The sequence below is a fragment of the Pantoea sp. SIMBA_079 genome (assembly GCF_046940275.1).
Classification (GTDB): Bacteria; Pseudomonadota; Gammaproteobacteria; order Enterobacterales; family Enterobacteriaceae; genus Pantoea; species Pantoea borealis.
This window is the reverse complement of the sequence record NZ_JAWRYR010000014.1, coordinates 53,479-76,947: the sequence shown is the minus strand read 5'-3', so window position 1 is coordinate 76,947 and position 23,469 is coordinate 53,479. Positions and strand designations below refer to the sequence as shown.

The 23,469-nt window shown below is 56.3% G+C and carries 21 protein-coding genes; 14 read left to right on the top strand and 7 right to left on the bottom strand.

Annotation, left to right across the window (positions count from 1 at the left end; all coding sequences use genetic code 11):
* Positions 1 to 2: 2 nt before the first annotated feature.
* Positions 3 to 923: a ketopantoate/pantoate/pantothenate transporter PanS gene (gene panS, locus SB719_RS16285; protein WP_065650402.1), complete on the top strand. Its 921-nt coding sequence runs from the start codon at positions 3 to 5 to the stop codon at positions 921 to 923.
* A 43-nt stretch (positions 924 to 966) separates the two neighbouring features.
* Here the strand turns inward: panS and SB719_RS16280 are convergent, their stop codons facing one another.
* Positions 967 to 1,560 carry a YhgN family NAAT transporter gene (locus tag SB719_RS16280; protein WP_039381881.1) on the bottom strand — a complete coding sequence of 198 codons (594 nt, stop codon included), beginning with the start codon at positions 1,558 to 1,560 and terminating at the stop codon, positions 967 to 969.
* Between the two features lie 220 nt (positions 1,561 to 1,780).
* Here SB719_RS16280 and asd point away from each other — a divergent pair, with 220 nt between their 5' ends.
* From asd to glgP, 6 genes are all read left to right on the top strand, one after another.
* A complete protein-coding gene (asd, locus tag SB719_RS16275; RefSeq protein ID WP_071668465.1) occupies positions 1,781 to 2,890 on the top strand; it encodes an aspartate-semialdehyde dehydrogenase in 1,110 nt (369 codons plus the stop codon).
* A gap of 356 nt (positions 2,891 to 3,246) precedes the next feature.
* Positions 3,247 to 5,433 (top strand): 1,4-alpha-glucan branching enzyme, encoded by a 2,187-nt coding sequence (gene glgB, locus SB719_RS16270; RefSeq protein WP_065650400.1) that lies wholly within the window; start codon positions 3,247 to 3,249, stop codon positions 5,431 to 5,433.
* Complete coding sequence (glgX, locus tag SB719_RS16265) at positions 5,433 to 7,412, top strand: glycogen debranching protein GlgX (protein WP_412159415.1); 1,980 nt, start codon at positions 5,433 to 5,435, stop codon at positions 7,410 to 7,412. The genes glgB and glgX overlap by 1 nt, the downstream gene beginning before the upstream one ends.
* Positions 7,413 to 7,422: 10 nt before the next feature.
* On the top strand, positions 7,423 to 8,715 hold the full coding sequence (gene glgC, locus SB719_RS16260; protein WP_065650398.1) for a glucose-1-phosphate adenylyltransferase: 1,293 nt from the start codon (positions 7,423 to 7,425) through the stop codon (positions 8,713 to 8,715).
* 65 nt (positions 8,716 to 8,780) lie between these two features.
* The gene (gene glgA / locus SB719_RS16255) at positions 8,781 to 10,214 is read left to right on the top strand and encodes a glycogen synthase GlgA (RefSeq protein ID WP_065650397.1); all 1,434 of its coding nucleotides are present in this window, start codon (positions 8,781 to 8,783) and stop codon (positions 10,212 to 10,214) included.
* 22 nt (positions 10,215 to 10,236) lie between these two features.
* A complete protein-coding gene (glgP, locus tag SB719_RS16250; RefSeq protein ID WP_065650396.1) occupies positions 10,237 to 12,684 on the top strand; it encodes a glycogen phosphorylase in 2,448 nt (815 codons plus the stop codon).
* A 78-nt stretch (positions 12,685 to 12,762) separates the two neighbouring features.
* Here the strand turns inward: glgP and SB719_RS16245 are convergent, their stop codons facing one another.
* Both SB719_RS16245 and SB719_RS16240 read right to left on the bottom strand, forming a co-directional pair.
* Positions 12,763 to 13,320, bottom strand: a complete 558-nt coding sequence (locus tag SB719_RS16245) for a DcrB family lipoprotein (RefSeq protein ID WP_293006280.1) — start codon at positions 13,318 to 13,320, stop codon at positions 12,763 to 12,765.
* A gap of 113 nt (positions 13,321 to 13,433) precedes the next feature.
* A complete protein-coding gene (locus tag SB719_RS16240) occupies positions 13,434 to 14,099 on the bottom strand; it encodes a 7-cyano-7-deazaguanine/7-aminomethyl-7-deazaguanine transporter (RefSeq protein ID WP_065650394.1) in 666 nt (221 codons plus the stop codon).
* Between the two features lie 307 nt (positions 14,100 to 14,406).
* Here SB719_RS16240 and tusA point away from each other — a divergent pair, with 307 nt between their 5' ends.
* Entirely contained in the window at positions 14,407 to 14,658 is a 252-nt protein-coding gene (gene tusA, locus SB719_RS16235; protein WP_065650393.1) for a sulfurtransferase TusA, read from the top strand.
* Between the two features lie 89 nt (positions 14,659 to 14,747).
* On the opposite strand, the gene SB719_RS16230 is transcribed toward tusA, so the two are convergent.
* Positions 14,748 to 15,377 (bottom strand): lysoplasmalogenase, encoded by a 630-nt coding sequence (locus tag SB719_RS16230; protein WP_065650392.1) that lies wholly within the window; start codon positions 15,375 to 15,377, stop codon positions 14,748 to 14,750.
* Positions 15,378 to 15,536: 159 nt separating this feature from the next.
* Here SB719_RS16230 and SB719_RS16225 point away from each other — a divergent pair, with 159 nt between their 5' ends.
* Positions 15,537 to 15,893 (top strand): DUF2500 domain-containing protein, encoded by a 357-nt coding sequence (locus SB719_RS16225; RefSeq protein WP_065650391.1) that lies wholly within the window; start codon positions 15,537 to 15,539, stop codon positions 15,891 to 15,893.
* 48 nt (positions 15,894 to 15,941) lie between these two features.
* Here SB719_RS16225 and SB719_RS16220 read toward each other — a convergent pair whose 3' ends face one another.
* Entirely contained in the window at positions 15,942 to 16,211 is a 270-nt protein-coding gene (locus SB719_RS16220; protein WP_039331733.1) for a DUF1145 family protein, read from the bottom strand.
* Complete coding sequence (rsmD, locus tag SB719_RS16215) at positions 16,201 to 16,800, bottom strand: 16S rRNA (guanine(966)-N(2))-methyltransferase (protein WP_065650390.1); 600 nt, start codon at positions 16,798 to 16,800, stop codon at positions 16,201 to 16,203. The genes SB719_RS16220 and rsmD overlap by 11 nt, the downstream gene beginning before the upstream one ends.
* A 228-nt stretch (positions 16,801 to 17,028) precedes the next feature.
* On the opposite strand from rsmD, the gene ftsY reads away from it, so the two are divergent.
* The 4 genes from ftsY (at position 17,029) to rpoH (ending at position 21,459) form a co-directional block, all read left to right on the top strand.
* Positions 17,029 to 18,702 (top strand): signal recognition particle-docking protein FtsY, encoded by a 1,674-nt coding sequence (gene ftsY / locus SB719_RS16210; protein ID WP_412159414.1) that lies wholly within the window; start codon positions 17,029 to 17,031, stop codon positions 18,700 to 18,702.
* Between the two features lie 5 nt (positions 18,703 to 18,707).
* A complete protein-coding gene (gene ftsE / locus SB719_RS16205) occupies positions 18,708 to 19,376 on the top strand; it encodes a cell division ATP-binding protein FtsE (RefSeq protein WP_065650521.1) in 669 nt (222 codons plus the stop codon).
* On the top strand, positions 19,366 to 20,361 hold the full coding sequence (gene ftsX, locus SB719_RS16200; protein WP_065650388.1) for a permease-like cell division protein FtsX: 996 nt from the start codon (positions 19,366 to 19,368) through the stop codon (positions 20,359 to 20,361). The genes ftsE and ftsX overlap by 11 nt, the downstream gene beginning before the upstream one ends.
* Positions 20,362 to 20,601: 240 nt before the next feature.
* Positions 20,602 to 21,459, top strand: a complete 858-nt coding sequence (rpoH, locus tag SB719_RS16195) for an RNA polymerase sigma factor RpoH (RefSeq protein ID WP_065650387.1) — start codon at positions 20,602 to 20,604, stop codon at positions 21,457 to 21,459.
* Positions 21,460 to 21,534: 75 nt separating this feature from the next.
* On the opposite strand, the gene panM is transcribed toward rpoH, so the two are convergent.
* On the bottom strand, positions 21,535 to 21,930 hold the full coding sequence (gene panM, locus SB719_RS16190; protein ID WP_304235001.1) for an aspartate 1-decarboxylase autocleavage activator PanM: 396 nt from the start codon (positions 21,928 to 21,930) through the stop codon (positions 21,535 to 21,537).
* 401 nt (positions 21,931 to 22,331) lie between these two features.
* On the opposite strand from panM, the gene SB719_RS16185 reads away from it, so the two are divergent.
* Positions 22,332 to 23,459 (top strand): branched-chain amino acid ABC transporter substrate-binding protein, encoded by a 1,128-nt coding sequence (locus SB719_RS16185; protein WP_412159413.1) that lies wholly within the window; start codon positions 22,332 to 22,334, stop codon positions 23,457 to 23,459.
* The last annotated feature ends 10 nt before the right edge of the window (positions 23,460 to 23,469 follow it).

Below are 23,469 nucleotides of genomic sequence, written 5' to 3'. Positions count from 1 at the left end.
CCATGCTCGCCAGTCTCACCCGCCTGTTTCCACTCTGGGCTGTACTGCTCTCCGTCGCTGCCTATTACTCACCATCCACCTTTACCGGTATTGGTCCGTGGGTCTCTTATCTGCTGATGCTGATTATGTTTGGCATGGGCGTCACGCTGAATATCGACGATTTTAAACGCGTGCTGGTGCGTCCGGCCCCGGTCATTGCCGGTACCTTTCTGCACTATCTGGTGATGCCGCTGGCCGCATGGGCGCTGGCAAAACTGTTTCAGATGCCGCCCGATCTGGCCGCCGGCATGATTCTGGTCGGCAGTGTCGCCAGCGGAACCGCATCTAACGTAATGATTTATCTGGCAAAGGGCGATGTGGCGCTCTCGGTGACGATCTCTTCGGTCTCTGCGCTGGTCGGTGTCTTTGCCACCCCGCTGCTGACCCGCTTTTACGTTGATACCCATATTCAGGTCGACGTGGTGGGGATGCTGCTGAGCATTGTGAAAATTGTGGTGATCCCGATTTCACTCGGGCTGATTATTCATCACACCATGAACAGCGTGGTGCGCCGCGTTGAACCCTGGCTGCCGGCGTTTTCCATGCTCTGCATTCTGCTGATCATCAGCGCGGTGGTCGCGGGCAGCCAGAGCTTTATCGGATCGGTGGGTCTGATGGTGATTCTGGCGGTGATCCTGCATAACGCCATCGGTCTGCTCGGCGGCTACTGGGGCGGCAAGCTGTTTGGCTTTGATGAGTCCACCTGCCGCACGCTGGCGCTGGAGGTAGGCATGCAGAACTCGGGGCTGGCGGCCACGCTCGGCAAGCTCTATTTCTCGCCGCTTGCTGCCCTGCCGGGGGCACTCTTCTCGGTCTGGCACAACCTCTCCGGCTCTCTGCTGGCAGGCTACTGGTCCGGTAAACCGATTAAGAAAAAAAACTGACGGGGTGCGGGCGATGCCAGTCGCCCGCAGCTATAGCAGTTGGTCAGAGCTTCAGATAAGCACGGATCCCATCCAGGAACATCTGCGTCGCCAGCATAATCAGGATCAGTCCCATCAGCCGTTCCAGCGCGTTGACGCCCTTGTCGCCCAGCAGGCGCAGAAACAGCCCCGATAGCAGCAGAATGATAACCGTAGCCCCCCAGGCGATCAGCAGCGCGCCGACCAGATGACTCATCTGATGCGGATACTGATGCGACAGCAGCATCAGGGTTGCCAGCAGCGACGGGCCGGCGACCAGCGGGATAGCCAGCGGAACGAGAAACGGCTCCTCGCCAGCCGGCAGGCCGCTGCTTCCGGTGTCGCCAGAGGGAAAAATCATGCGAATCGCGATCAGAAACAGAATAATGCCGCCGGAAATCGAGACCGTTTCGGTGCGCAGATTCAGGAACATCAGAATGCGTTCACCGGCAAACAGAAACAGCAGCATCAGCCCGAGCGCAATCAGCATTTCACGCATCAGCACCACGCGCCGGCGTCTGGGCTCCAGATGTTTCAGCACCGACATGAAAATGGGCAGATTGCCGAGAGGATCCATAATCAGCAGCAGCAGCACGGTCGCAGATATCATTTCAGTCATGGGCGGTAAACCACTCCTTTCTGTTGGTGTTCACTATTATTAGCTCTGTTGCTGAAAAAACAGGTGTAATCGAATTAATTCACTTGCCAGAAGTGCAGCATTTTGTAGAGTTGAAGGTCGCAGGTAAACCTGAATATCACGCAGGCTCGCGCACGTTTCGCGTCGGGTCTGATACATGCACTATACAGGCCTCGGCCCGAGCTCCTGAGACGGACAGAAAATGAAGAATGTAGGTTTTATTGGTTGGCGTGGCATGGTCGGCTCTGTGCTGATGTCACGAATGAGCGAAGAACGCGATTTTGACGTGATCAATCCGGTGTTCTTTTCTACGTCACAGCTCGGCCAGGCTGCGCCCGCGTTTGGCGGTAAGTCAACCGGCGCGCTGCAGGATGCGTTTGATATCGACGCGCTGAAAGCGCTCGACATTATTATTACCTGCCAGGGCGGCGACTATACCAGTGAAGTCTATCCAAAGCTGCGTGAGAGCGGCTGGCAGGGTTACTGGATTGATGCAGCCTCTACGCTGCGCATGAAAGACGACGCCATCATTATTCTCGATCCGGTTAACCATCAGGTTATTCGTGACGGACTGAACAACGGCATCAAAACCTTTGTCGGTGGCAACTGCACCGTCAGCCTGATGCTGATGTCACTGGGCGGCCTGTTTGCGAACGATCTGGTGGAGTGGGCCTCAGTGGCAACTTATCAGGCGGCGTCCGGCGGCGGCGCGCGTCATATGCGCGAACTGCTGACGCAGATGGGCATGCTGCACGATCATGTCGCACCGGCACTGCAGGATCCCGCTTCCGCTATTCTGGAGATTGAGCGCAGCGTGACTGACTTTACCCGCTCCGGTACGCTGCCGACGGATAACTTTGGCGTGCCGCTGGCGGGCAGCCTGATCCCGTGGATAGATAAACAGCTGGATAACGGCCAGAGCCGCGAAGAGTGGAAAGGGCAGGCCGAAACCAACAAAATCCTCAACACCGGCAACATCATTCCGGTTGATGGCCTGTGCGTGCGCGTCGGCGCGCTGCGCTGCCACAGCCAGGCATTCACGCTGAAGCTGAAAAAAGATCTGCCGCTGGCAGAGATTGAGCAGCTGCTCGCGGCGCATAACGAGTGGGTGAAAGTGGTGCCAAACGATCGCGAAATCACGATGCGCGAGCTGACGCCCGCCGCGGTTACCGGTCGCCTGACCACGCCGGTCGGCCGTCTGCGCAAGCTTAACATGGGGCCGGAGTACCTTTCTGCCTTCACCGTCGGCGATCAGCTGCTGTGGGGTGCGGCAGAACCGCTGCGTCGCATGCTGCGTCTGCTGATCGACTAAGCGCAACGACATCAGACAGGCCGGGATTCCCCGGCTTTTTTTTTAATCAGCTGACGGGCAAAACATAAGCCAAATTGCCGCCCGCGAGTGATCGGCTTCCCTTTTTTGTTTTTCTGACAACAATTTTTCATGTTCCTCCCTGGCTTCTGCCAACCCCAAGCTATGATTTAACTGAGAAGTACCGATTGTTAACAGGTTGTACTTTGTAAGCGAATTAGTAGTGGTACCTGGCAACGAATTTTCCCATGGAGGGTGGCCTCTCTTGCCGGTGTACGTATGACTCAATGAAAAGCAGCGCACTTACAGCGGCACAACTGCCTCTGCGGTCGCCTGCACAAAATCATAGGAAGAAAGTCATGTCAGAGTTTCCCGATCGCGATGCGATCAATGCGCTTTTTGCCGGGGATTACGCCGACCCCTTTTCTGTCCTGGGAATGCACCAGACCGTTCAGGGCCTTGAAGTCCGCGCGCTGCTGCCGGATGCCTCTGAAGTCTGGGTGATCGAAACCAAAACCGGCCGCAAATGTGGTCAGCTGAAGTGTCTGGATTCACGCGGTTTTTTCAGCGGCATTATTCCGCGCCGCAAGAACATGTTTCGCTATCAGCTGGCGGTGAACTGGCACGGTCAGCAGAATCTGATTGATGATGCTTACCGTTTTGGTCCGCTGCTGGCCGATATGGATGCCTGGCTGCTGGCTGAAGGCACGCACCAGCGTCCCTATGAAACTCTGGGCGCGCACGGCGCAACCATTGATGGCGTCAGCGGCACGCGCTTTGCCGTATGGGCACCGAATGCCCGTCGCGTCTCTGTGGTCGGCGATTTCAATTTCTGGGATGGCCGCCGTCATCCGATGCGCTTCCGGCGTGAACTCGGGATCTGGGAGCTGTTTGTGCCGGGCGCGGTAAACGGGCAGCTCTATAAATATGAGATTGTCGATTTACACGGGCAGATGCGTATCAAAGCCGATCCGTTTGCGTTTGAGGCGCAGATGCGTCCGCAGACGGCGTCAATGATCTGCGGGCTGCCGCCGAAGGTTGAGATGCAGCCTGCGCGCAAAGCGGCCAACGGTTTTGATCAGCCTATCTCTATTTATGAGGTGCACCTCGGCTCATGGCGACGCCACACCGATAACAACTTCTGGCTGAGCTACAAAGAGCTGGCTGAGCAGCTGATCCCCTACGTCAAAGAGATGGGTTTTACCCATATTGAACTGCTACCGATTAATGAGCATCCGTTTGACGGCAGCTGGGGTTATCAGCCGCTGGGCATGTATGCGCCGACGCGCCGGTTCGGGACGCGTGATGAGTTCCGCCAGTTTATTGCAGCGGCACACGAAGCGGGCATTAACGTGCTGCTGGACTGGGTGCCGGGACATTTCCCTGATGACGACTTTGGTCTGGCAAAATTTGACGGCACCGAACTCTATGAGCACAGCGATCCGCGCGAAGGCTATCATCAGGACTGGAATACGCTGATCTATAACTTTGGCCGGCGTGAAGTCAGTAACTATCTCTCCGGTAACGCGCTTTACTGGCTGGAACGATTTGGTATTGATGGACTGCGTGTGGATGCAGTGGCTTCAATGATCTATCGCGACTACAGCCGTAAAGCGGGCGAGTGGATCCCGAATCATCTGGGCGGGCGCGAGAACCTGGAAGCGATCGCGTTTCTGCGTCATACCAATCAGACGCTGGGCACTGCCGTGTCTGGCAGCATCACCGTGGCAGAAGAGTCAACCGACTTCCCTGGCGTCACGCGCCCGATCGAGAATGAAGGGCTGGGCTTCTGGTTCAAGTGGAACCTGGGCTGGATGCACGACACCCTCGACTACATGAAGCTCGATCCGGTACATCGCCGCTATCATCACAATCTGATGACGTTCGGTATGGCTTACAACTACAGCGAAAACTTTGTGCTGCCGCTGTCACATGATGAAGTGGTGCACGGTAAGCGCTCAATTCTTGATCGCATGCCGGGTGACGCCTGGCAGAAGTTTGCTAACCTGCGTGCCTACTACGGCTGGATGTGGGCGTTTCCGGGTAAAAAGCTGCAGTTTATGGGCAATGAGTTTGCGCAGGGACGCGAGTGGAACCATGACGTCAGCCTTGACTGGCACCTGCTGGAAGGCGATGACAACTGGCATCACGGCGTACAGCGTCTGGTACGCGATCTCAACCACAGCTATCGCCACTATGCGCCACTTTATCAGCTCGACTTTGACCCGCAGGGCTTTGAATGGCTGGTGGTGGATGACCACGATAACTCGGTGTTTGTCTTTGTGCGCCGCGACCGCGAAGGCAATGAGATCATTGTTGTCAGTAACTTCACGCCGGTCACGCGCCAGGATTACCGTTTTGGCGTCAATCAGGCCGGCGGCTGGCGTGAGGTGCTGAATACCGATCAGCACGACTATCACGGCAGCGACGTGCGCAATCATAGCATCACCCATACCGACGAGATTGCTAGCCACGGCCGGGCACAGTCGCTGAGTCTGACGCTGCCACCGCTGTCGACCATCTGGCTGGTGCGGGAGGCGGACTGATGATCGAAGCGGGCGAACCTGCGCCGCACGGTGCCCGCTATGATGGACGCGGCGTCAACTTCACGCTCTTCTCGCGTCACGCAGAGAAGGTGGAGCTTTGCCTGTTCAGCCGTGAAGGCGAGGAGCAGCGCCTTGTGCTGCCCGCGCGCAGCGGCGATATCTGGCACGGCTATGTTGCCGGGCTGAAGCCAGGCCAGCGCTACGGCTATCGCGTTTATGGCCCGTGGGACCCGCAGCGGGGACACCGTTTTAATCCGGCTAAACTGCTGGTGGATCCCTGCGCCAGAGCCGTTACCGGCAGCGTTGCGGATGACGCACCGCTGTATGGTGGTATCGCACAGCCTGACGGCCAGGACAGCGCCAGCTGTATGCCAGCATCGCTGGTTATCGCCGAAGACTTTGACTGGGGAGACGATCGGCCACCGCGTACGCCCTGGGGCAACACGGTCATTTATGAAGCGCACGTGCGCGGTCTGACGCAGCTGCATCCGGAAATTCCGGAAACGCTGCGCGGGACGTATGCGGCGCTCGGCCACCCTGTTATGGTGAAGTACCTGCGTCATCTGGGCATTACCGCGCTGGAGCTTTTGCCTGTAGCCGCTTTTGCCAGTGAGCCGCGGCTGCAGCGGCTGGGGCTGCATAACTATTGGGGCTATAACCCCTATGCGCTCTGGGCAGTGCATCCGGATTATGCGTCAGGCGAAGCGGGTGTCACGGCGCTGCAGGAGTTTCAGCAGGCGGTAAAAACGCTGCATGCGGCGGGTATTGAGGTGATCCTGGATGTGGTATTCAACCACACGGCAGAGCTGGAGGAGATTGGTCCGACGCTGTCGCTGCGCGGTGTGGATAACGCCAGCTACTACTGGCTTGATGAGCAGGGAAACTACCAGAACTGGACCGGCTGCGGCAACACGCTGAATCTCAGCGATCCGCAGGTGATGACGTGGGCGCTGGAAACGCTGCGCTACTGGGTACAGCACTGTCACGTTGATGGTTTCCGCTTTGATCTCGCCAGCGTGCTGGGCCGTACGCCAGAGTTTTGCGCTGAAGCGCCGCTGCTGGCGGCGATCCGTGCCTGTCCGATCCTGTCACAGGTCAAGCTGATTGCTGAACCATGGGACATTGGCGAAAACGGCTATCAGGTGGGCCGGTTCCCACCGGGTTTTGCCGAATGGAACGACCATTTTCGCGATGCTGTACGCCGCTACTGGCTGCATGGCGAACTGAGCAACGGTGAGCTGGCGCGCCGGTTTGCCGCCTCAGCCGATCTGTTTCAGAACCCAGGCCGCCAGCCGCACGCCAGCATTAATTTTATTACTGCGCATGATGGCTTCACGCTGCACGACCTGGTGAGCTATAACCATAAACATAATCAGGCTAACGGCGAGGACAACCGCGACGGTAGCAGTGATAACTTCAGCCATAACCACGGGCATGAAGGGCTGAAGGCGAATCCGGATGTCGTACAGCGGCGGCGGCACAGCACGCATGCGCTGCTGACCACGCTGCTGCTGGCACAGGGCACGCCGATGCTGCTGGCTGGCGATGAGCGTGGACAGAGCCAGTACGGCAACAACAACGCCTACTGTCAGGATAACCTGCTGACGTGGCTCAACTGGCAGCAGGATGATTCAGGACTGGTCGACTTTACTGCGGCGCTTATCCAGCTGCGCCAGCGCATTCCGGCGCTGACGGCAGACTGCTGGTGGCAGGAGGGGGAGGGTCAGGTGCAGTGGTTCAATACCAGCGGCAAACCACTGGAACCAGAAGAGTGGGAGCGGGGCGTGCATCAGATGCAAATCCTGCTGTCGGACCGCTGGCTGATAACAATAAATGCAACAGATGCAATCAGTGACCTAGCCTTACCAGACGGAGAATGGCATGCCATACCTCCTTTCGCCGGGGAAGATAATCCCATTTTGACAACTGTCTGGCACGGGCCCGCACGCGGCGTGTGTGTGTTCCTAAAGCAATCATAAGGAGTCAGACATGGTGAAGTTAGACAGAAATGATCCTCTGATGCTGGCGCGCCAGCTTCCTACCCAGACAGTTGCCCTGATCCTCGCTGGCGGACGCGGTACGCGTCTGAAAGATCTGACCGCAAAACGCGCGAAGCCTGCCGTTCACTTTGGCGGCAAGTTTCGTATTATCGACTTTGCCCTTTCCAACTGCATTAATTCAGGCATCCGGCGCATCGGCGTCATTACCCAGTATCAGTCGCATACGCTGACGCAACATATTCAGCGCGGCTGGTCACTGTTTAACGAAGAGATGAATGAGTTTGTCGATTTGCTGCCTGCTCAGCAGCGCGCTGCGACAGAACACTGGTATCGCGGCACCGCCGATGCGGTGACACAAAACCTCGATATTATCCGGCGCTATAACGCACAGTACATCGTGATCCTGGCCGGCGATCATATCTACAAAATGGACTACTCACGCATGCTGCTCGACCATGCTGAACGCGGCGCGAAATGTACTATCGCCTGTCTGCCGGTTCCGCTGGCGGAAGCGACCGCCTTTGGGGTAATGGCAGTGGATGCTGAAAACAACGTGGTCGATTTTGTTGAGAAACCCGCGACGCCGCCCGCTATGCCAGGCGACGCAGATAAAGCGCTGGCAAGTATGGGTATCTATGTTTTCAATGCCGACTATCTTTATCAGTTACTGGAAGACGATTTGCTGGTAGAGAACTCCAGTCACGACTTTGGTAAAGATTTGCTGCCAAAAATTGTGGCGAGCGGTGAGGCATATGCACATTCCTTCACGCTCTCCTGTGTGCAGAATGATGAGAACGCCGAGCCTTACTGGCGCGACGTGGGCACGCTGGAGGCCTACTGGCGCGCCAATCTCGATCTGGCGTCCGTTACGCCAGAGCTGGATATGTATGATCAGGAATGGCCCATCCGGACCCATATGGAGCCACTGCCGCCGGCTAAATTTGTGCAGGATCGCTCCGGCAGTCATGGCATGACCATGAACTCACTGGTATCAGGCGGCTGCATTATTTCCGGCTCCGTGGTGGTGAATTCAGTGCTGTTTCCGCGCGTGCGCGTAAACTCATTTTGCAATATTGATTCAGCGGTGCTGCTGCCGGATGTTGTGGTAGGCCGTTCGTGCCGGCTACGCCGCTGTGTGATTGACCGTGCCTGCGAGATCCCGGAAGGCATGGTGATTGGAGAGAATCCGGATGAAGACAGCCGGCGTTTTTACCGATCGGAAGAGGGTATCGTACTGGTGACGCGCGCCATGCTGGCCAGGCTGGCCACCGCGGGTCAGTGAGTGGCGACAAGCATACAAAAAAACCGCCGCGTGGAACGCGCGCGATAACATAATAGGGGTTCAGGATGCAGGTTTTACATGTCTGTTCAGAGCTTTTTCCGCTGCTGAAAACGGGCGGACTGGCTGATGTCGTCGGCGCATTACCTCAGGCACAAATAGCCGATGGTACGGATACGCGGGTATTGCTTCCGGCGTTTCCGGATCTGCGTAAAGGAATTCCTGATACTGATGTAGTAGCAGAGCTGCAAACCTTTGCCGGACCCGTGCGCCTGCTGTTTGGGCAGTACAACGGTGTCGGAATTTATCTGATTGATGCGCCAGGACTGTATGACCGTCCCGGCAGCCCCTACCACGACACATCGCAGTTCGCTTACGTCGATAACTATCTGCGTTTTGCGCTGCTGGGCTGGATGGGTGCCGAGCTGGCAAGCGGCGTGGATGCACTGTGGCGTCCGCAGATTGTGCATGCGCATGACTGGCATGCCGGTCTGACCTGCGCCTACATTGCCGCGCGCGGCAATCCGGCTAAAACGGTCTTTACCGTACACAACCTTGCCTATCAGGGGCTGTTTAACGCCCGGCATCTGGATGAGATTCAGATCCCGCAGGAATATTTTGGTATGCACGGTCTGGAGTTTTACGGCCAGATCTCTTACCTCAAAGCTGGCCTGTTCTTTGCCGATCATATTACGGCGGTCAGCCCGACCTACGCGCTGGAGATCACCCGCCCGGAATTTGGTTACGGTATGGAATCGCTGCTGGAGCAGCGTCTGCGTGAAGGTCGCCTGAGCGGCATTCTCAACGGCGTGGATCCGGGCATCTGGGATCCGGCGCATGACCTGCTGCTGACCGCCCGTTATGACCGTGACACGCTGGAGAGCAAAGCGGAAAACAAACGTCAGCTGCAGATCGCCATGGGACTGAAAGTCGATGACAAAGTGCCGGTCTTCTGTGTTATCAGCCGGCTGACAAAACAGAAAGGGCTCGATCTGGTGCTGGAAGCGCTGCCGGGTCTGCTGGCGCAGGGCGGGCAGCTGGTGTTGCTGGGTCAGGGCGATGCCGAACTGCAGCAGGGTTTCCTTGCGGCGGCGGCGGAACATCCCGGCAGCGTTGGCGTACAGATTGGCTATCACGAAGCGTTCTCACACCGTATTGTCGGCGGTGCCGATGTGATTATGGTGCCCAGCCGCTTTGAACCCTGCGGACTGACGCAGCTCTATGGTCTGAAATACGGCACGCTGCCGCTGGTGCGTCGTACCGGTGGTCTGGCCGATACCGTACAGGATAGCTCTCTGGAGAACCTGGCAGATGGTGTCGCCAGCGGCTTCAGTTTTGAAGACAGTAACGCCTGGTCACTGCTGCGTGCTATTCGTCGCGCCTTTGTGCTCTGGTCACGACCTTCACTCTGGCGCTATGTTCAGCGCCAGGCCATGGCGATGGATTTCAGCTGGCAGGTGGCGGCGCAAGCCTACCGCGATCTTTATCAACGTATGCTGTAATTGAGAGATTGGGAGTCCGGATATGAATGCACCTTTTACCTACGCCTCACCCACGCTGACGGTTGAAGCGCTGAAGCACTCAATCGCCTATAAGCTGATGTTTACGATTGGCAAAGATCCTTCAATCGCGAATAAGCATGAGTGGCTGAACGCGTCGCTGCTCGCGGTGCGCGACCGTATGGTAGAGCGCTGGCTGCGTTCCAGCCGTGCGCAGCTGTCGCAGGACGTGCGTCAGGTTTACTACCTGTCGATGGAGTTCCTGATGGGCCGTACGCTGGGCAATGCGCTGCTGGCGATGGGCATTTATGACGATCTTAATCAGGCGCTGGATGAGATGGGACTCAACCTCAGCGAACTGATGGAAGAGGAAAACGATCCCGGACTCGGCAACGGCGGCCTCGGTCGTCTGGCTGCCTGCTTTCTTGATTCGCTGGCAACGTTAGGCCTGCCGGGACGCGGTTACGGTATCCGCTATGACTACGGCATGTTCCGGCAGAATATTGTCGATGGTCAGCAGCGTGAGTCGCCGGACTACTGGCTGGAGTATGGCAACCCGTGGGAGTTTCAGCGCCACAATACCCGCTATAAAGTGCGTTTTGGCGGCCGCCTGCAGCATGAGGGCGCGCGCGTTCGCTGGGTGGAAACCGAAGAGATTGTCGCGATGGCGTACGATCAAATCATCCCTGGTTTTGACACCGATGCTACCAATACGCTGCGGCTGTGGGGCGCGCAGGCAAGTAATGAGATCAACCTTGGCAAGTTCAACCAGGGCGACTACTTTGCGGCCGTCGAGGATAAGAACCATTCAGAGAACGTTTCGCGCGTTCTTTATCCGGATGATTCAACTTACTCCGGACGCGAGCTGCGGCTGCGTCAGGAGTATTTTCTGGTTTCATCTACGGTACAGGATATTCTGCATCGCCACTGGAAAATGCATGAAACCTGGGACAACCTTGCTGACAAAGTCGCTATCCACCTGAACGACACGCATCCGGTACTGGCGATCCCGGAACTGATGCGGCTGCTGATCGATGAGTATAAGTTCAGCTGGGATGACGCATTTGAAGTCACCTGTCAGATCTTCTCTTATACCAACCATACGCTGATGAGCGAGGCGCTGGAGACCTGGCCGGTAGACATGATCGGCAAAATTCTGCCGCGTCACCTGAGTATTATTTTTGAGATCAATGATTACTTCCTGAAAACCATTCAGGAGCACTATCCCGACGACTGGGATCTGCTGTCGCGCATCTCGATTATTGATGAGAATGATGGCCGCCGCATCCGCATGGCGTGGCTGGCGGTCGTGGTCAGTCATAAAGTAAACGGCGTCTCTGAGCTGCACTCCAATCTCATGGTGCAGTCGCTGTTTGCCGACTTTGCCCGACTCTTCCCGGGACGTTTCTGCAACAAAACGAACGGCGTTACGCCGCGCCGCTGGCTGGCGCTGGCAAATCCGGCGCTCTCTGATGTGCTGGATGAAACTATCGGCCGCACCTGGCGCACCGATCTGTCACAGCTCAGCGAGCTGCAGCCGCATATCGACTATCCGGCGTTTATTCGCCAGGTGGCCGATGCCAAATTTGCCAACAAGCAGCGGCTGGCGGCATGGGTCGCCAAAAACATGGATATCGTGCTTAACCCGCACGCGCTGTTTGATGTACAGATCAAGCGTATTCACGAGTACAAACGGCAGCTGCTGAATGTGCTGCATGTGATCACCCGCTATAACCGTATCAAAGCCGATCCCGATGCCAACTGGGTGCCGCGCGTAAACATTTTTGCCGGCAAAGCCGCTTCAGCGTATTACGTGGCGAAGCACATTATTCATTTGATCAATGATGTGGCTGACGTGATCAACAATGATCCGCAGGTGAAGAACAAGCTGAAGGTGGTGTTTATCCCTAACTACGGCGTCAGCCTGGCGCAGATCATCATTCCGGCAGCCGATCTTTCGGAACAGATCTCCACGGCCGGTACCGAGGCCTCCGGCACCAGTAACATGAAGTTTGCGCTTAACGGCGCGCTGACGATTGGCACGCTGGATGGGGCGAATGTGGAGATGCGTGAGCACGTGGGTGCAGAGAATCTCTTTATCTTCGGCAACACCACTCCGCAGGTTGAGCAGCTGCGCAAAGAGGGCTATAACCCGCGCAAATACTTTGAGGAAGATGCTGAGCTGCATCAGGTGCTGACGCAGATTGCTACCGGCGTGTTCAGTCCGCAGGATCCGGGACGGTATCGCAACCTGTTTGATGCGCTGGTCAACTTCGGTGACCACTATCAGCTGCTGGCGGATTACCGCAGCTATGTGGATACGCAGGACAAGGTAGATAAGCTTTACCGGCAGCCGGATGAGTGGCAGCGGCGGGCGGCGCTGAATATCGCCGGTATGGGCTACTTCTCCTCAGACCGCACTATTCAGGAGTATGCAGATGAGATCTGGCATATTTCGCCGGTGAGGTTATAAAAAAGGGTCGCCACATAGGGCGACCCTGCAAAGCGGTACGATCAGCGTCAGGTGCGTCTTCATGCGCACCTGGCGTAATTATTTCAGGGTAATGCTTTTCACAATGCTGTCTGCATCGCTCTGCGCCTGCTGCTGATTCTCAGCCGGCAGCGTGATCTGCAGCGTCAGCAGTTTGCCATCCACTTTTGCCAGAACTATCGTTGACCATGACGTCTGGTTGTTGGCAGAAATCACCGTATCCAGCTGCTGAGCCGGCTGATCTTTTAGCGTTACTGCTTTATTCGACACTACCTGCAGCTGCGCATCGCGGCTGCGCTGCTGCTGCTCCAGACGTTTTGACAGCGTCTCAAGCGTATCACTGGTCGGGTCGCCGGCGATCACGATAATCGCGCGCTGGCCGGTTTCATCAGCGTACACATGCATGTTAGTGGATTCAGAACCGAGCTTACCGCTCTTATCAGACATGCCCGCAGGCAGCGTAAAACTCAGTTTCCCTTCCATCAGATTCACAGTCTGAGCTGACTGGCTGACGCTGGTGCCGCTGTTATCAGCGGTGGCATCCTCTTTTTTCTGATCGCACGCCGCCAGGCCCAGCACCAGCAGACCGATACCTGCATATTTCACTACGTTGCGCATTCTGTTCCCTTTTACAATTCCAGTCTGGCTTATACAAACGGAATCGGCGGTTAAAAGCAACCGCCGATGTGTCAGGAAATCTTAGCGTACTGCGCCATTTCGTCTATGGCACATCAGCCGAAATTGATCTGGCGGGCATGATACCGTTCTGCCATGCGCTTCAGGGCGGCATTCAGCAACAGACCATAAGCGGGAAGGAAGAAGATAAGGCAGATCAGTACCTTGAAGCTGTAATCCACCAGGGCAATCTCGACCCAGTGCGCTGCCATGAAGGGATCCTGGCTCTTGTAAAATGCGATAAAGAAAAAGGCCAGCGTATCACTCACGTTACCCAGAAACATCGCGCAGGCAGGCGCTATCCACCACTGCGGCAGCTGGCGCAGACGGTTAAAGACGTGAACATCAAGGATCTGGCCCAGTGCATACGCCATAAAGCTGGCGCAGGCGATACGTGCGACAAAGAGATTGACCTGCTGCAGCGATGCCCAGCCCTGCCATGCTCCCTGATAAAAGAGACAGGAGATAGCGTAGGAGATAAACAGCGCCGGGATCATCACCGCGAGGATAATACGCCGCGCCAGCGGGGCGCCGAAGATACGCACGGTCAGGTCGGTTGCGAGAAAAATAAAGGGAAAGCTGAACGCACCCCAGGTGGTATGAAAACCAAAAATAGCGACCGGCAGCTGAACCAGATAATTGCTGGAGGTGATCACCAGCAGATGAAACAGCGACAGCCAGAAAAGGGCGTGCATGCGCTGACGCGCAGAAAAAGCGATCATAATAAGCCTTTTTAACAGTGGGGTGAGGGAACCCATCTCCTTCATCATTCGCATTTTTGCTGCACTGGCTGCGCTTGCGTATCCCGATCGCTTACTTCAGTAAACCTCCGGGGATATACGCGCTTGCCACCTTGCCAAAAAGCAAACGATTTTGGGGACTAAGCAACGATTTTAAAAAAAACGGACGGCATCTTAACCCGTTGCGCAATTTATGCAACGGTTAATTTTAGCGCAATCGTTGTCGCCTTGCGCTGCGGAAATGGCGAGCTAGAATGAGCATCTTTGTTTACTTACCGATAAGAGAATCATGAGCGATCCTTTCTCCGCACCCGACCATACGCTGGATGCGCTGGGCCTGCGCTGCCCTGAACCCGTGATGATGGTACGCAAGACGGTACGCACGATGCAGGCGGGCGAAACGCTGCTGATTATCGCTGACGATCCGGCGACCACGCGCGATATTCCTGGTTTCTGCCGCTTTATGGATCATGATTTACTGGCACAGCAGACGGATGCGCTGCCATATCAGTATCTGATCAGAAAAGGCGCGGAGGCCTGAGGATGCAGCCATCGCGGGTGCGATGGCGTTAATGCAGGGGCGTCTGATATCAGTAACGGGCAGCAGCCCGTTACTGATGGCCTGATTGATTATGAGAGCCAGAGCGAACGCACAATCATAAAGTGACCGGCAAAATAGCAGGCGGCGACAATGGCGCTGTCAGCGCTGAAGCGCCGGCGATAGTGTGAAATAAACCAGATGATATTGGCCAGCAGCAGCAGGCCCGCACCAATCAGCAGCGAAAAGCTGTAGTCGGTTGGCCGGAAAAAGTAGTTTTCAGCCGCCAGCCAGTTCATCACCAGCGTCATGCCAATCAGGGTACAGATAGGCCAGCGCAACTCCTCCAGCCGCGTCCAGAGCAGCGCAATGACCGCAACGCCGATGATCAGGAACGTCAGCGGGATCGGCCAGTAGAAGCTCATGGTCATATGGGCGGTAAAGCTGATGGTGTAGAGCAGATGCGAAAGGAAAAAGGCGCCCAGCGCATAGAGCATCTGCTGCCGCGGCAGCAGCATCAGCGCGTCGCCTGCCAGCGTGGCAATCAGTCCGGCGAGGATCAGATAATCCGTGGTATTCACAGCGGGCGCCTGCCAGGCCCAGGCAACCAGCAGCAGCAGGGTCACGGGTTTAAACAGCCAGCGTTGCCACTGCGGACCACGATAGGAGGCATCCACATAAAGCCAGCCGGAAAAAAGTACTGCAAGGAAAGACCAAAGCATTTTTTCTCCCTTTTGTAGACCAGATGTCCACATTGTTGAAATATCCCAGACTCTCTTTGAGTTTAAGTTACCGCTGGCAAATGTGACAATCGGGCAACTCTGGTTGTATGCTTTAGCCTCTTTTTAAATTATCAAATGAAGTGAAGTGCGAGCAAAAACATGAGCAAACCACCGCTAATCTTTTTTATCGTCCTGGCGATTATTGCCATTCTGGCGACCCGGCAGTTTATCAAGCAGCGGCGCGAAGCCGCGGTTAACGATGCCTCTCCGGTGCGATCGCTTACCGTGCAGGTAAAAACCAAACGTGAGTTTCCGGCGCCAAATCGCCGTTCGCGGCAGCGCGAAGAGATTGCCGGTGAAGAGATGAAATATGAAGCCTGGTTTCATCCGCTGAACGGCGCGAGCGACATTAAAACTGCGGTCAGCGCCAGCGATTATCATCAGATGGATAAGGGTGTTAAAGGCGAGCTGAAGATGCAGGGCAGCCGGTTTGTCAGCTTTACCCCCGCGCGCTAAAACCGGAGCGCCAGCGAAGATGCTCCGGTTAAAACCGGATGTGCAGAGTTACATCTTTGGATAGTGCTTTTTCTGCCAGGCCAGCAGCTCAAACACCCCGAAAAAGAAAATTTTAGCCTGCGTGGCGCCGCTCAGTTTCGGCGCCTCTTTAGGCTGGGTGGCGCGCAGCAGTACCAGCTGCAGTCCATGCATAATCACCATGAAAAACAGGGCGACATGCACAAAGTAGCGCAGCGGGGTGGGGAAAGGGTGCACCAGATTCAGCAGCAGAAAAGCCCAGACGCAAATCATCAGTAACCGTCCCAGATTAAGCCACATCATGCGCCTCCTGTTGGCGTTGATAGAGTCGGTAGGCGACCTGACCGGCGATCTTCTCCCGGTAAAGCTGCCAGCTGGCGGGCACATCAGGCGTGCCCTGTTCCACTTCACTTTCTACGTAAATCAGCGCATCTGCGCTCAGCCACTGATTACGCTCCAGCAGCGCCAGCGTTTCCGCCAGCAGCCCTTTGCGAAACGGCGGGTCGACAAACACAATATCAAACGCTTCCCCCGGCTGGCTGAGCCACTGCAGCGTGTTGGCCTGTATCACCGTGGCCTGCGTTGCGCGCAGGGTGTCGACATTGCGCGACAGCTGCTGCGCCACGCTGCGTTCCAGCTCCAGCAGCGTCACTGAGCCCGCATAGCGCGACAGCGCTTCCAGACCCAGCGCACCGCTGCCGGCAAAGCAATCGAGGCAGCGCGCCTGCTGAAGATCGGGCGCCAGCCAGTTAAACAGGGTTTCGCGTACGCGATCGGTCGTGGGGCGCAGGCCTGCGCTATCCGGCACCGGAAGTTTACGGCCGCGCCACTGACCACCAATAATGCGGATTTGACCAGCGCCGCCGCTGCTGCGGGGTGATTTACTCATTTTGCTCACAACTCGTCATAATTTGTTGCGTAGTTTAACGGGCGCGACAGGCAGAAGAAACGTAAAAAAGGGTGCTGTGGTGCGCTGGCCGGAAAGTGTTAGACTATTGAACGATACAAGTGTGCGTAATGCGCTGATTTTACGCTGCAGAAAGCTTAAAAACTGAATTTATATCCCCTGGGGACAGCGTGCTACCGGGAATAAGCCATCGAGGAGTGTGGTCACACAATGGCAAAAGAGAAAAAACGCGGCTTTTTTTCCTGGCTGGGCTTTGGCAAAGAAGAGCAGGCGCCCGCCCCGGCTGAAGAGCAGGTAAGAGAGCAGCCCGCAGAGGAGGCTCAGCCTGCTGCCGCTGAAGAGAGTACGAGTGCGTCCGGGCGCGCCGAAGCGCAGGCAGCGGAAACCGTTGCGCTGACGGAGCAAAAAGCGAAAGAGCAGGCAGCAGATCAGACGGCCCGGCACGTGCCAGCGTCTGAGGATGGAAGCATCACCGCGCAGCCTGAAGAGATCCTGCCGGAAGAGGAGCCTGAGCTGGCCCCGTTGCCGGTTAATGAGGAGATCCTGCCGGAAGAGGAGCCTGAGCTGGCTCCGCTGCCGGTTAATGAGGAGATCCTGCCGGAAGAGGAGCCTGAGCTGGCCCCGCTGCCGGTTAATGAGGAGATCCTGCCGGAAGAGGAGCCTGAGCTGGCTCCGCTGCCGGTCAGTGAAAAGCGCCTGACGGAAGAAACACCTGCTGTCGCGGCGGATGAGCAACCGCTGACTGCCGCCGTGGCGCCGGAACCTATCCTGCCTGGCGATGAAAGTCAGCTGGCCGAAGCGGAAGCTGAGACAGATGAAGACGCACCGCTCAGCGATGAAGAGCTGGAGGCGCTGGCGCTGGCGGAAACCTACGCTGAAGATGCTGCTGAAGCCGAAGACACCGTAAGCGATCTTCCGCTGGCGGCAGCGCCTATTGTGACGCAGGAGCAGGAGCGCCCGACTAAAGAAGGCTTTTTCGCCCGCCTCAAACGCAGCCTGGTAAAAACGCGGACCAACCTTGGTTCAGGCTTTATCAGCCTGTTTCGCGGTAAAAAAATCGATGACGATCTGTTTGATGAGCTGGAAGAACAGCTGCTGATTGCAGATGTGGGCGTGGAAACCACCCGCCGCATTATTACCAGTCTGACCCAGCAGGCAAGTCGCAAACAGCTGCGTGACGCTGAAGCGCTGTATGGTCTGCTGAAAGCGGAAATGGCCGGCATCCTTGATAAAGTGGATGCGCCGCTGGATGTGAGTGGCAAAACGCCATTTGTGATCCTGATGGTCGGCGTAAACGGTGTCGGCAAAACCACCACCATCGGTAAACTGGCGCGTCAGTATCAGGCGGAAGGCAAATCGGTGATGCTGGCTGCCGGCGATACCTTCCGTGCCGCTGCGGTTGAGCAGCTGCAGGTGTGGGGACAGCGCAACAATATTCCTGTTGTGGCGCAGCATACGGGTGCAGATTCTGCCTCGGTGATTTTTGATGCAATTCAGGCGGCGAAGTCGCGCAACGTGGATGTGCTGATTGCGGACACCGCCGGTCGCCTGCAGAACAAAGCGCATCTGATGGAAGAGCTGAAAAAAATCACCCGCGTGATGAAGAAGCTGGATGAGAATGCGCCGCATGAAGTGATGCTGACGTTAGATGCCAGCACCGGACAGAATGCGGTCAGTCAGGCAAAACTGTTTAATGAAGCGGTAGGGCTGACAGGCATCGCCCTGACCAAGCTGGACGGCACGGCGAAAGGGGGCGTTATCTTCTCGATTGCTGACCAGTTCGGCATTCCTATCCGCTATATCGGTGTCGGAGAAGGCATCGAAGATTTACGGCCATTTAAGGCCGCAGACTTTATTGAGGCACTGTTTGCCCGAGAGGAATGATTGGCATGATTCGCTTTGAAGAAGTCAGTAAGGCTTATCTGGGAGGGCGCCAGGCGCTGCAGGGGGTTGATTTTCATCTGCGTCCCGGCGAGATGTCCTTCCTGACCGGACACTCCGGTGCGGGTAAAAGTACCCTGCTGAAGCTGATTTGCGGCATTGAGCGTCCGAGCGCCGGACAGATCTGGTTCAGCGGGCACGATATCTCCCGTCTGCGTCACAGCGAAGTGCCATTTCTGCGTCGCCAGATCGGAATGATTTTTCAGGATCACCACCTGCTGATGGATCGCTCTGTCTATGACAATGTGGCTATTCCGCTGATTATTTCCGGTGCCAGCGGCGAAGATATCCGCCGTCGTGTTTCCGCGGCTCTGGATAAAGTCGGCCTGCTCGACAAAGCGAAAAGTTACCCGATTCAGCTCTCCGGCGGTGAACAGCAGCGCGTGGGCATTGCGCGCGCGGTGGTTAATAAGCCCGCGGTGCTGCTGGCAGATGAACCCACAGGTAACCTCGATAACGCGCTGTCAGAAGATATTCTGCGCCTGTTTGAAGAGTTTAACCGCGTTGGAGTAACGGTACTGATGGCAACCCACGATCTGGGGCTGATCGCGCGGCGCAACTACCGCGTGATGACGCTGAATCAGGGACGTCTGCACGGAGGCCACGATGGTCAATAAACGCAACAAGCGTCCGGCGGCAGCCAGGCCGGCAAAGCAGCCTAAGGCGCCGTCAAAGCGCAAAGCGCTGAAAGGCGGCTGGCAGGAGCAGTGGCGCTACGCCCTGCGCGGTACGCTGTCCGATATGTGGCGCCAGCCGCTGGCAACGCTGCTCACCGTCATGGTTATCGCCATTTCTCTGACGCTGCCCAGCGTCTGTTACATGGTGTGGAAAAACGTCAGTCAGGCGGCCACCCAATGGTATCCGGCGCCGCAGCTGACGGTCTACCTTGATAAGACGCTGGACGATAGCGCGGCAGAAAACGTGACCGCACAGCTTAAGCAGCTGGAAGGGGTCGACAGCGTGAACTACCTGACGCGCGACGAGGCGCAGAGTGAGTTCCGCAACTGGTCCGGCTTTGGCGGCGCAATGGATCTGCTGGAGCAGAATCCGCTGCCGGCGGTCGCGATCATCACGCCGAAACTTAATTTCCAGAACTCTGACACCATGGCAAGCCTGCGCGATCGGGTGGCGAAAGTGCAGGGCGTGGATGAAGTACGTATGGATGACAGCTGGTTTGCCCGTCTGGCGGCGCTGACGGGCCTGGTCGGACAGGTAGCCTCTATGATCGGTCTGCTGATGATTGTGGCGGTGTTCCTGGTGATTGGTAACAGTGTCCGGCTCAGCATCTTTGCCCGGCGCGATACCATCAACGTTCAGAAGCTGATTGGCGCAACGGATGGCTTTATTCTGCGGCCGTTCCTCTATGGCGGTGCGCTGCTGGGTTTTGCCGGTGCGCTGCTGTCACTGGTGCTTTCTGAAGTGCTGGTGCTGCGACTGCAGTCGGTGGTGGCGCAGGTAGCATCGGTGTTTGGCACCGCCTTTACGCTGGAAGGGTTTGCCTGGGATGAAGGCCTGCTGCTGCTGCTGATTGCCGCGATTATTGGCTGGATTGCGGCCTGGCTTGCCACTGTGCAACATTTACGCCGATTTACGCCGCAGTAACCCATGGCAACGATTTTTTGATATACTCTTCCTCTGCTGCCAGCAGTACAGGCGCAGAGGAATGCTCCGATTTTCCCCGCTGTCACCTGTGTGTAAAATATTCACTGCTATAATTGAACTTGTGGATAACCCCGGCGTCTAATTAGCACAGATTGCTGTTGGTTTTCGTCTGACGTTGACATACTGTAACGTCTGCGCAAGGACACGCGCAGCAATTCCATTGAATTTGTGAGGGTTTGAATGACCAAAGAAATGCAAACTTTAGCGATTGCTCCTCTGGGCAACCTGGAATCTTACGTTCGGGCTGCCAATAACTGGCCGGTATTGACGGCAGAAGAGGAAAAAGCACTGGCTGAGCGGCTGCATTACCAGGGCGATCTGGATGCAGCGAAAACGCTGATCCTGTCACACCTGCGCTTTGTTGTTCACATCGCACGTAACTATGCAGGTTATGGTCTGCCACAGGCGGATCTGATTCAGGAAGGCAATATCGGCCTGATGAAAGCGGTGCGCCGCTTTAATCCGGAAGTCGGCGTGCGTCTGGTCTCATTTGCGGTGCACTGGATCAAAGCTGAGATCCACGAATATGTGCTGCGCAACTGGCGCATTGTCAAAGTCGCAACCACCAAAGCGCAGCGTAAGCTGTTCTTTAACCTGCGTAAAACCAAGCAGCGTCTGGGCTGGTTTAATCAGGATGAAGTTGACATGGTGGCGCGTGAGCTCGGCGTCAGCACTAAAGATGTGCTGGAGATGGAGTCGCGCATGGCGGCGCAGGACATGACCTTTGATATGTCCTCTGACGATGAGGCAGGCGACGGCAAGCCAATGGCTCCCGTGCTCTACCTGCAGGATAAAACGTCAGACTTCGCTGACGGTATCGAAGAGGATAACTGGGACGCCCACGCTGCTGATAAGCTGAGTGATGCGATGCTCAGTCTGGACGAGCGCAGTCAGCATATCATCCGTGCCCGCTGGCTGGATGATGATAATAAAACCACGCTGCAGGAGCTGGCCGACCGCTATGGCGTCTCAGCAGAGCGCGTGCGTCAGCTGGAAAAGAACGCGATGAAGAAGCTGCGTTTGGCGATTGAAGCCTGATATTCCGCAGACCGCAATAAGGGCGACCTCAGGGTTGCCCTTTTTTATGTCTGTCATCCGGCCGGTCGCGCGGCTCTACTCTGTCTCTTTTACCCACCCGTCCGCCTGCGCGCGGAAGCCACATGCCTGCATAAAGGCCGCCCGGATCCCCTGGTCAGCATAGCCATCATCAGCGATCCACCAGTGAGCCTGCGAACGATTCTGCGCCAGAGTCTCCTCCAGTAAGTAACGCCCGACGCCGCGCCGGCGCGTGGCCTCGCGTACTTCAAAGTGCGTGATTTTGCCGTGGGTGCCGCGGATTTCCAGCTGCAGCGCGCCCAGCAGCCGGTCGTTAAACCGTGCGGCATAGAGCCGCTGCGTATCACTCATTGTGCTCTCCAGCTGCGCGATATCCTGCTGCGGCCAGATTTTAGCGAGGTCGATGCGATCCTGCGGCGTAAGTGAAACGATACGCTGAATAGTGAGTTTCATAACCCGTACCTGTACTGGCTGAAAGGGCATAGTGTAGCGAATTTATACAGTCAGAGCGCTGTCACTTTTTTGCGATAAAAACAGGTCAAATGGCAGACACTTTGCCAGGATTGTGGAGTAAGCCCGCAACGATTGCTGAATAAGCCAGCATAACGCGCTGCCCTGGTGCGCAAATTACGGCCATAACCTCCAGAGTATTATGCTGTTCAGGCCACTCATTGCTGAATATGTCAGTTGATTTACAGCAGAAAATTCCTGTTTAATAACCTGAAAATAAAGCTGTTTTAACAAAAAAAGCCAGATAAGAGCGCTAACTCCTTCTATCTGAATCAGTTTCTTCTTTCACTGGCTGAAATAAAACCAATCACAACAGACACGACATAACAGATGGGGAAGTACGCATGAAGATGAGTAAAGGACGCGCGTTACTGGCGGGCTGCGTTGCGCTGGCAATGAGCCATGCCGCGCTGGCTGCTGATATCAAAATTGCTATCGTAGGTGCAGCAACCGGCCCGGTGGCGCAATATGGTGATATGCAGTTCACGGGCGCAGCGCAGGCGATTAAAGACATTAATGCCAAAGGTGGCGTAAACGGCGACAAGCTGGTTGGCGTGGAGTATGACGACGCGTGTGACCCGAAACAGGCGGTTGCGGTTGCGAACAAAGTCGTTAACGACGGCATTAAATATGTTATCGGCCATCTCTGCTCTTCTTCTACGCAGCCTGCGTCTGACATCTATAACGATGAAGGCATTCTGATGATCACGCCGGCCGCCACCGCCCCTGAACTGACGGCGCGTGGCTATGCTGACGTTATGCGCACCACCGGTCTCGACTCCGATCAGGGTCCGACGGCAGCGACCTATATTCTGGACCAGATCAAGCCGAAGCATATTGCCGTCGTGCATGACAAGCAGCAGTACGGCCAGGGTCTGGCAGAGTCCGTGCAGAAAACCCTGAAAGCCAAAGGCGGTAACGTGGTGCTGTTTGAGGGGATCACTGCCGGCGATAAAGATTTCTCCACGCTGATTGCCCGTCTGAAGAAAGAGAACGTCGACTTTGTTTACTACGGTGGCTACTACCCGGAGCTGGGGCAGATCCTGCGTCAGGCAAAAACGGCCGGCCTGAAAGCGGGCTTTATGGGGCCAGAGGGCGTGGGTAACGCATCACTCTCCAATATTGCGGGTGATGCGTCCGAAGGCCTGTACGTTACGCTGCCGAAGCGTTATGACCAGCTGCCAGAGAACAAGGCAATTGTTGATGCTATCAAAGGCAACAGCGCCTCAAACCGCAAAGATCCGACCGGTCCGTTTGTCTGGACTACCTATGCCGCGATCCAGTCGCTGGTGGCGGGTATTGAGCGCAGCAAGAGCGACGAGCCCGATGCCATTGCCAAAAACCTGAAAGAGGGCGCACCGGTGCCAACCGTGATGGGCAACCTGAGCTGGGATCAGAAAGGCGATCTGAAAGGGTTCGAGTTCGGCGTGTTCAAATGGCACAAAGATGGCTCATCAACCGCAGTGAAATAATCGCTGTTAA

Coding starts and splice junctions, on each gene's coding strand:
- panM (WP_304235001.1), bottom strand. CDS start 21,930: ATGAAACTCACTATTCAGCGTATCGTTTCACTTACGCCGCAGGATCGC.
- glgP (WP_065650396.1), top strand. CDS start 10,237: ATGAATGCACCTTTTACCTACGCCTCACCCACGCTGACGGTTGAAGCG.
- SB719_RS16220 (WP_039331733.1), bottom strand. CDS start 16,211: ATGTGGCTTAATCTGGGACGGTTACTGATGATTTGCGTCTGGGCTTTT.
- SB719_RS16230 (WP_065650392.1), bottom strand. CDS start 15,377: ATGCTTTGGTCTTTCCTTGCAGTACTTTTTTCCGGCTGGCTTTATGTG.
- ftsY (WP_412159414.1), top strand. CDS start 17,029: ATGGCAAAAGAGAAAAAACGCGGCTTTTTTTCCTGGCTGGGCTTTGGC.
- ftsX (WP_065650388.1), top strand. CDS start 19,366: ATGGTCAATAAACGCAACAAGCGTCCGGCGGCAGCCAGGCCGGCAAAG.
- rsmD (WP_065650390.1), bottom strand. CDS start 16,800: ATGAGTAAATCACCCCGCAGCAGCGGCGGCGCTGGTCAAATCCGCATT.
- glgA (WP_065650397.1), top strand. CDS start 8,781: ATGCAGGTTTTACATGTCTGTTCAGAGCTTTTTCCGCTGCTGAAAACG.
- glgB (WP_065650400.1), top strand. CDS start 3,247: ATGTCAGAGTTTCCCGATCGCGATGCGATCAATGCGCTTTTTGCCGGG.
- SB719_RS16280 (WP_039381881.1), bottom strand. CDS start 1,560: ATGACTGAAATGATATCTGCGACCGTGCTGCTGCTGCTGATTATGGAT.
- ftsE (WP_065650521.1), top strand. CDS start 18,708: ATGATTCGCTTTGAAGAAGTCAGTAAGGCTTATCTGGGAGGGCGCCAG.
- asd (WP_071668465.1), top strand. CDS start 1,781: ATGAAGAATGTAGGTTTTATTGGTTGGCGTGGCATGGTCGGCTCTGTG.
- panS (WP_065650402.1), top strand. CDS start 3: ATGCTCGCCAGTCTCACCCGCCTGTTTCCACTCTGGGCTGTACTGCTC.
- SB719_RS16185 (WP_412159413.1), top strand. CDS start 22,332: ATGAAGATGAGTAAAGGACGCGCGTTACTGGCGGGCTGCGTTGCGCTG.
- glgC (WP_065650398.1), top strand. CDS start 7,423: ATGGTGAAGTTAGACAGAAATGATCCTCTGATGCTGGCGCGCCAGCTT.
- SB719_RS16225 (WP_065650391.1), top strand. CDS start 15,537: ATGAGCAAACCACCGCTAATCTTTTTTATCGTCCTGGCGATTATTGCC.
- SB719_RS16240 (WP_065650394.1), bottom strand. CDS start 14,099: ATGATCGCTTTTTCTGCGCGTCAGCGCATGCACGCCCTTTTCTGGCTG.
- SB719_RS16245 (WP_293006280.1), bottom strand. CDS start 13,320: ATGCGCAACGTAGTGAAATATGCAGGTATCGGTCTGCTGGTGCTGGGC.
- tusA (WP_065650393.1), top strand. CDS start 14,407: ATGAGCGATCCTTTCTCCGCACCCGACCATACGCTGGATGCGCTGGGC.
- rpoH (WP_065650387.1), top strand. CDS start 20,602: ATGACCAAAGAAATGCAAACTTTAGCGATTGCTCCTCTGGGCAACCTG.
- glgX (WP_412159415.1), top strand. CDS start 5,433: ATGATCGAAGCGGGCGAACCTGCGCCGCACGGTGCCCGCTATGATGGA.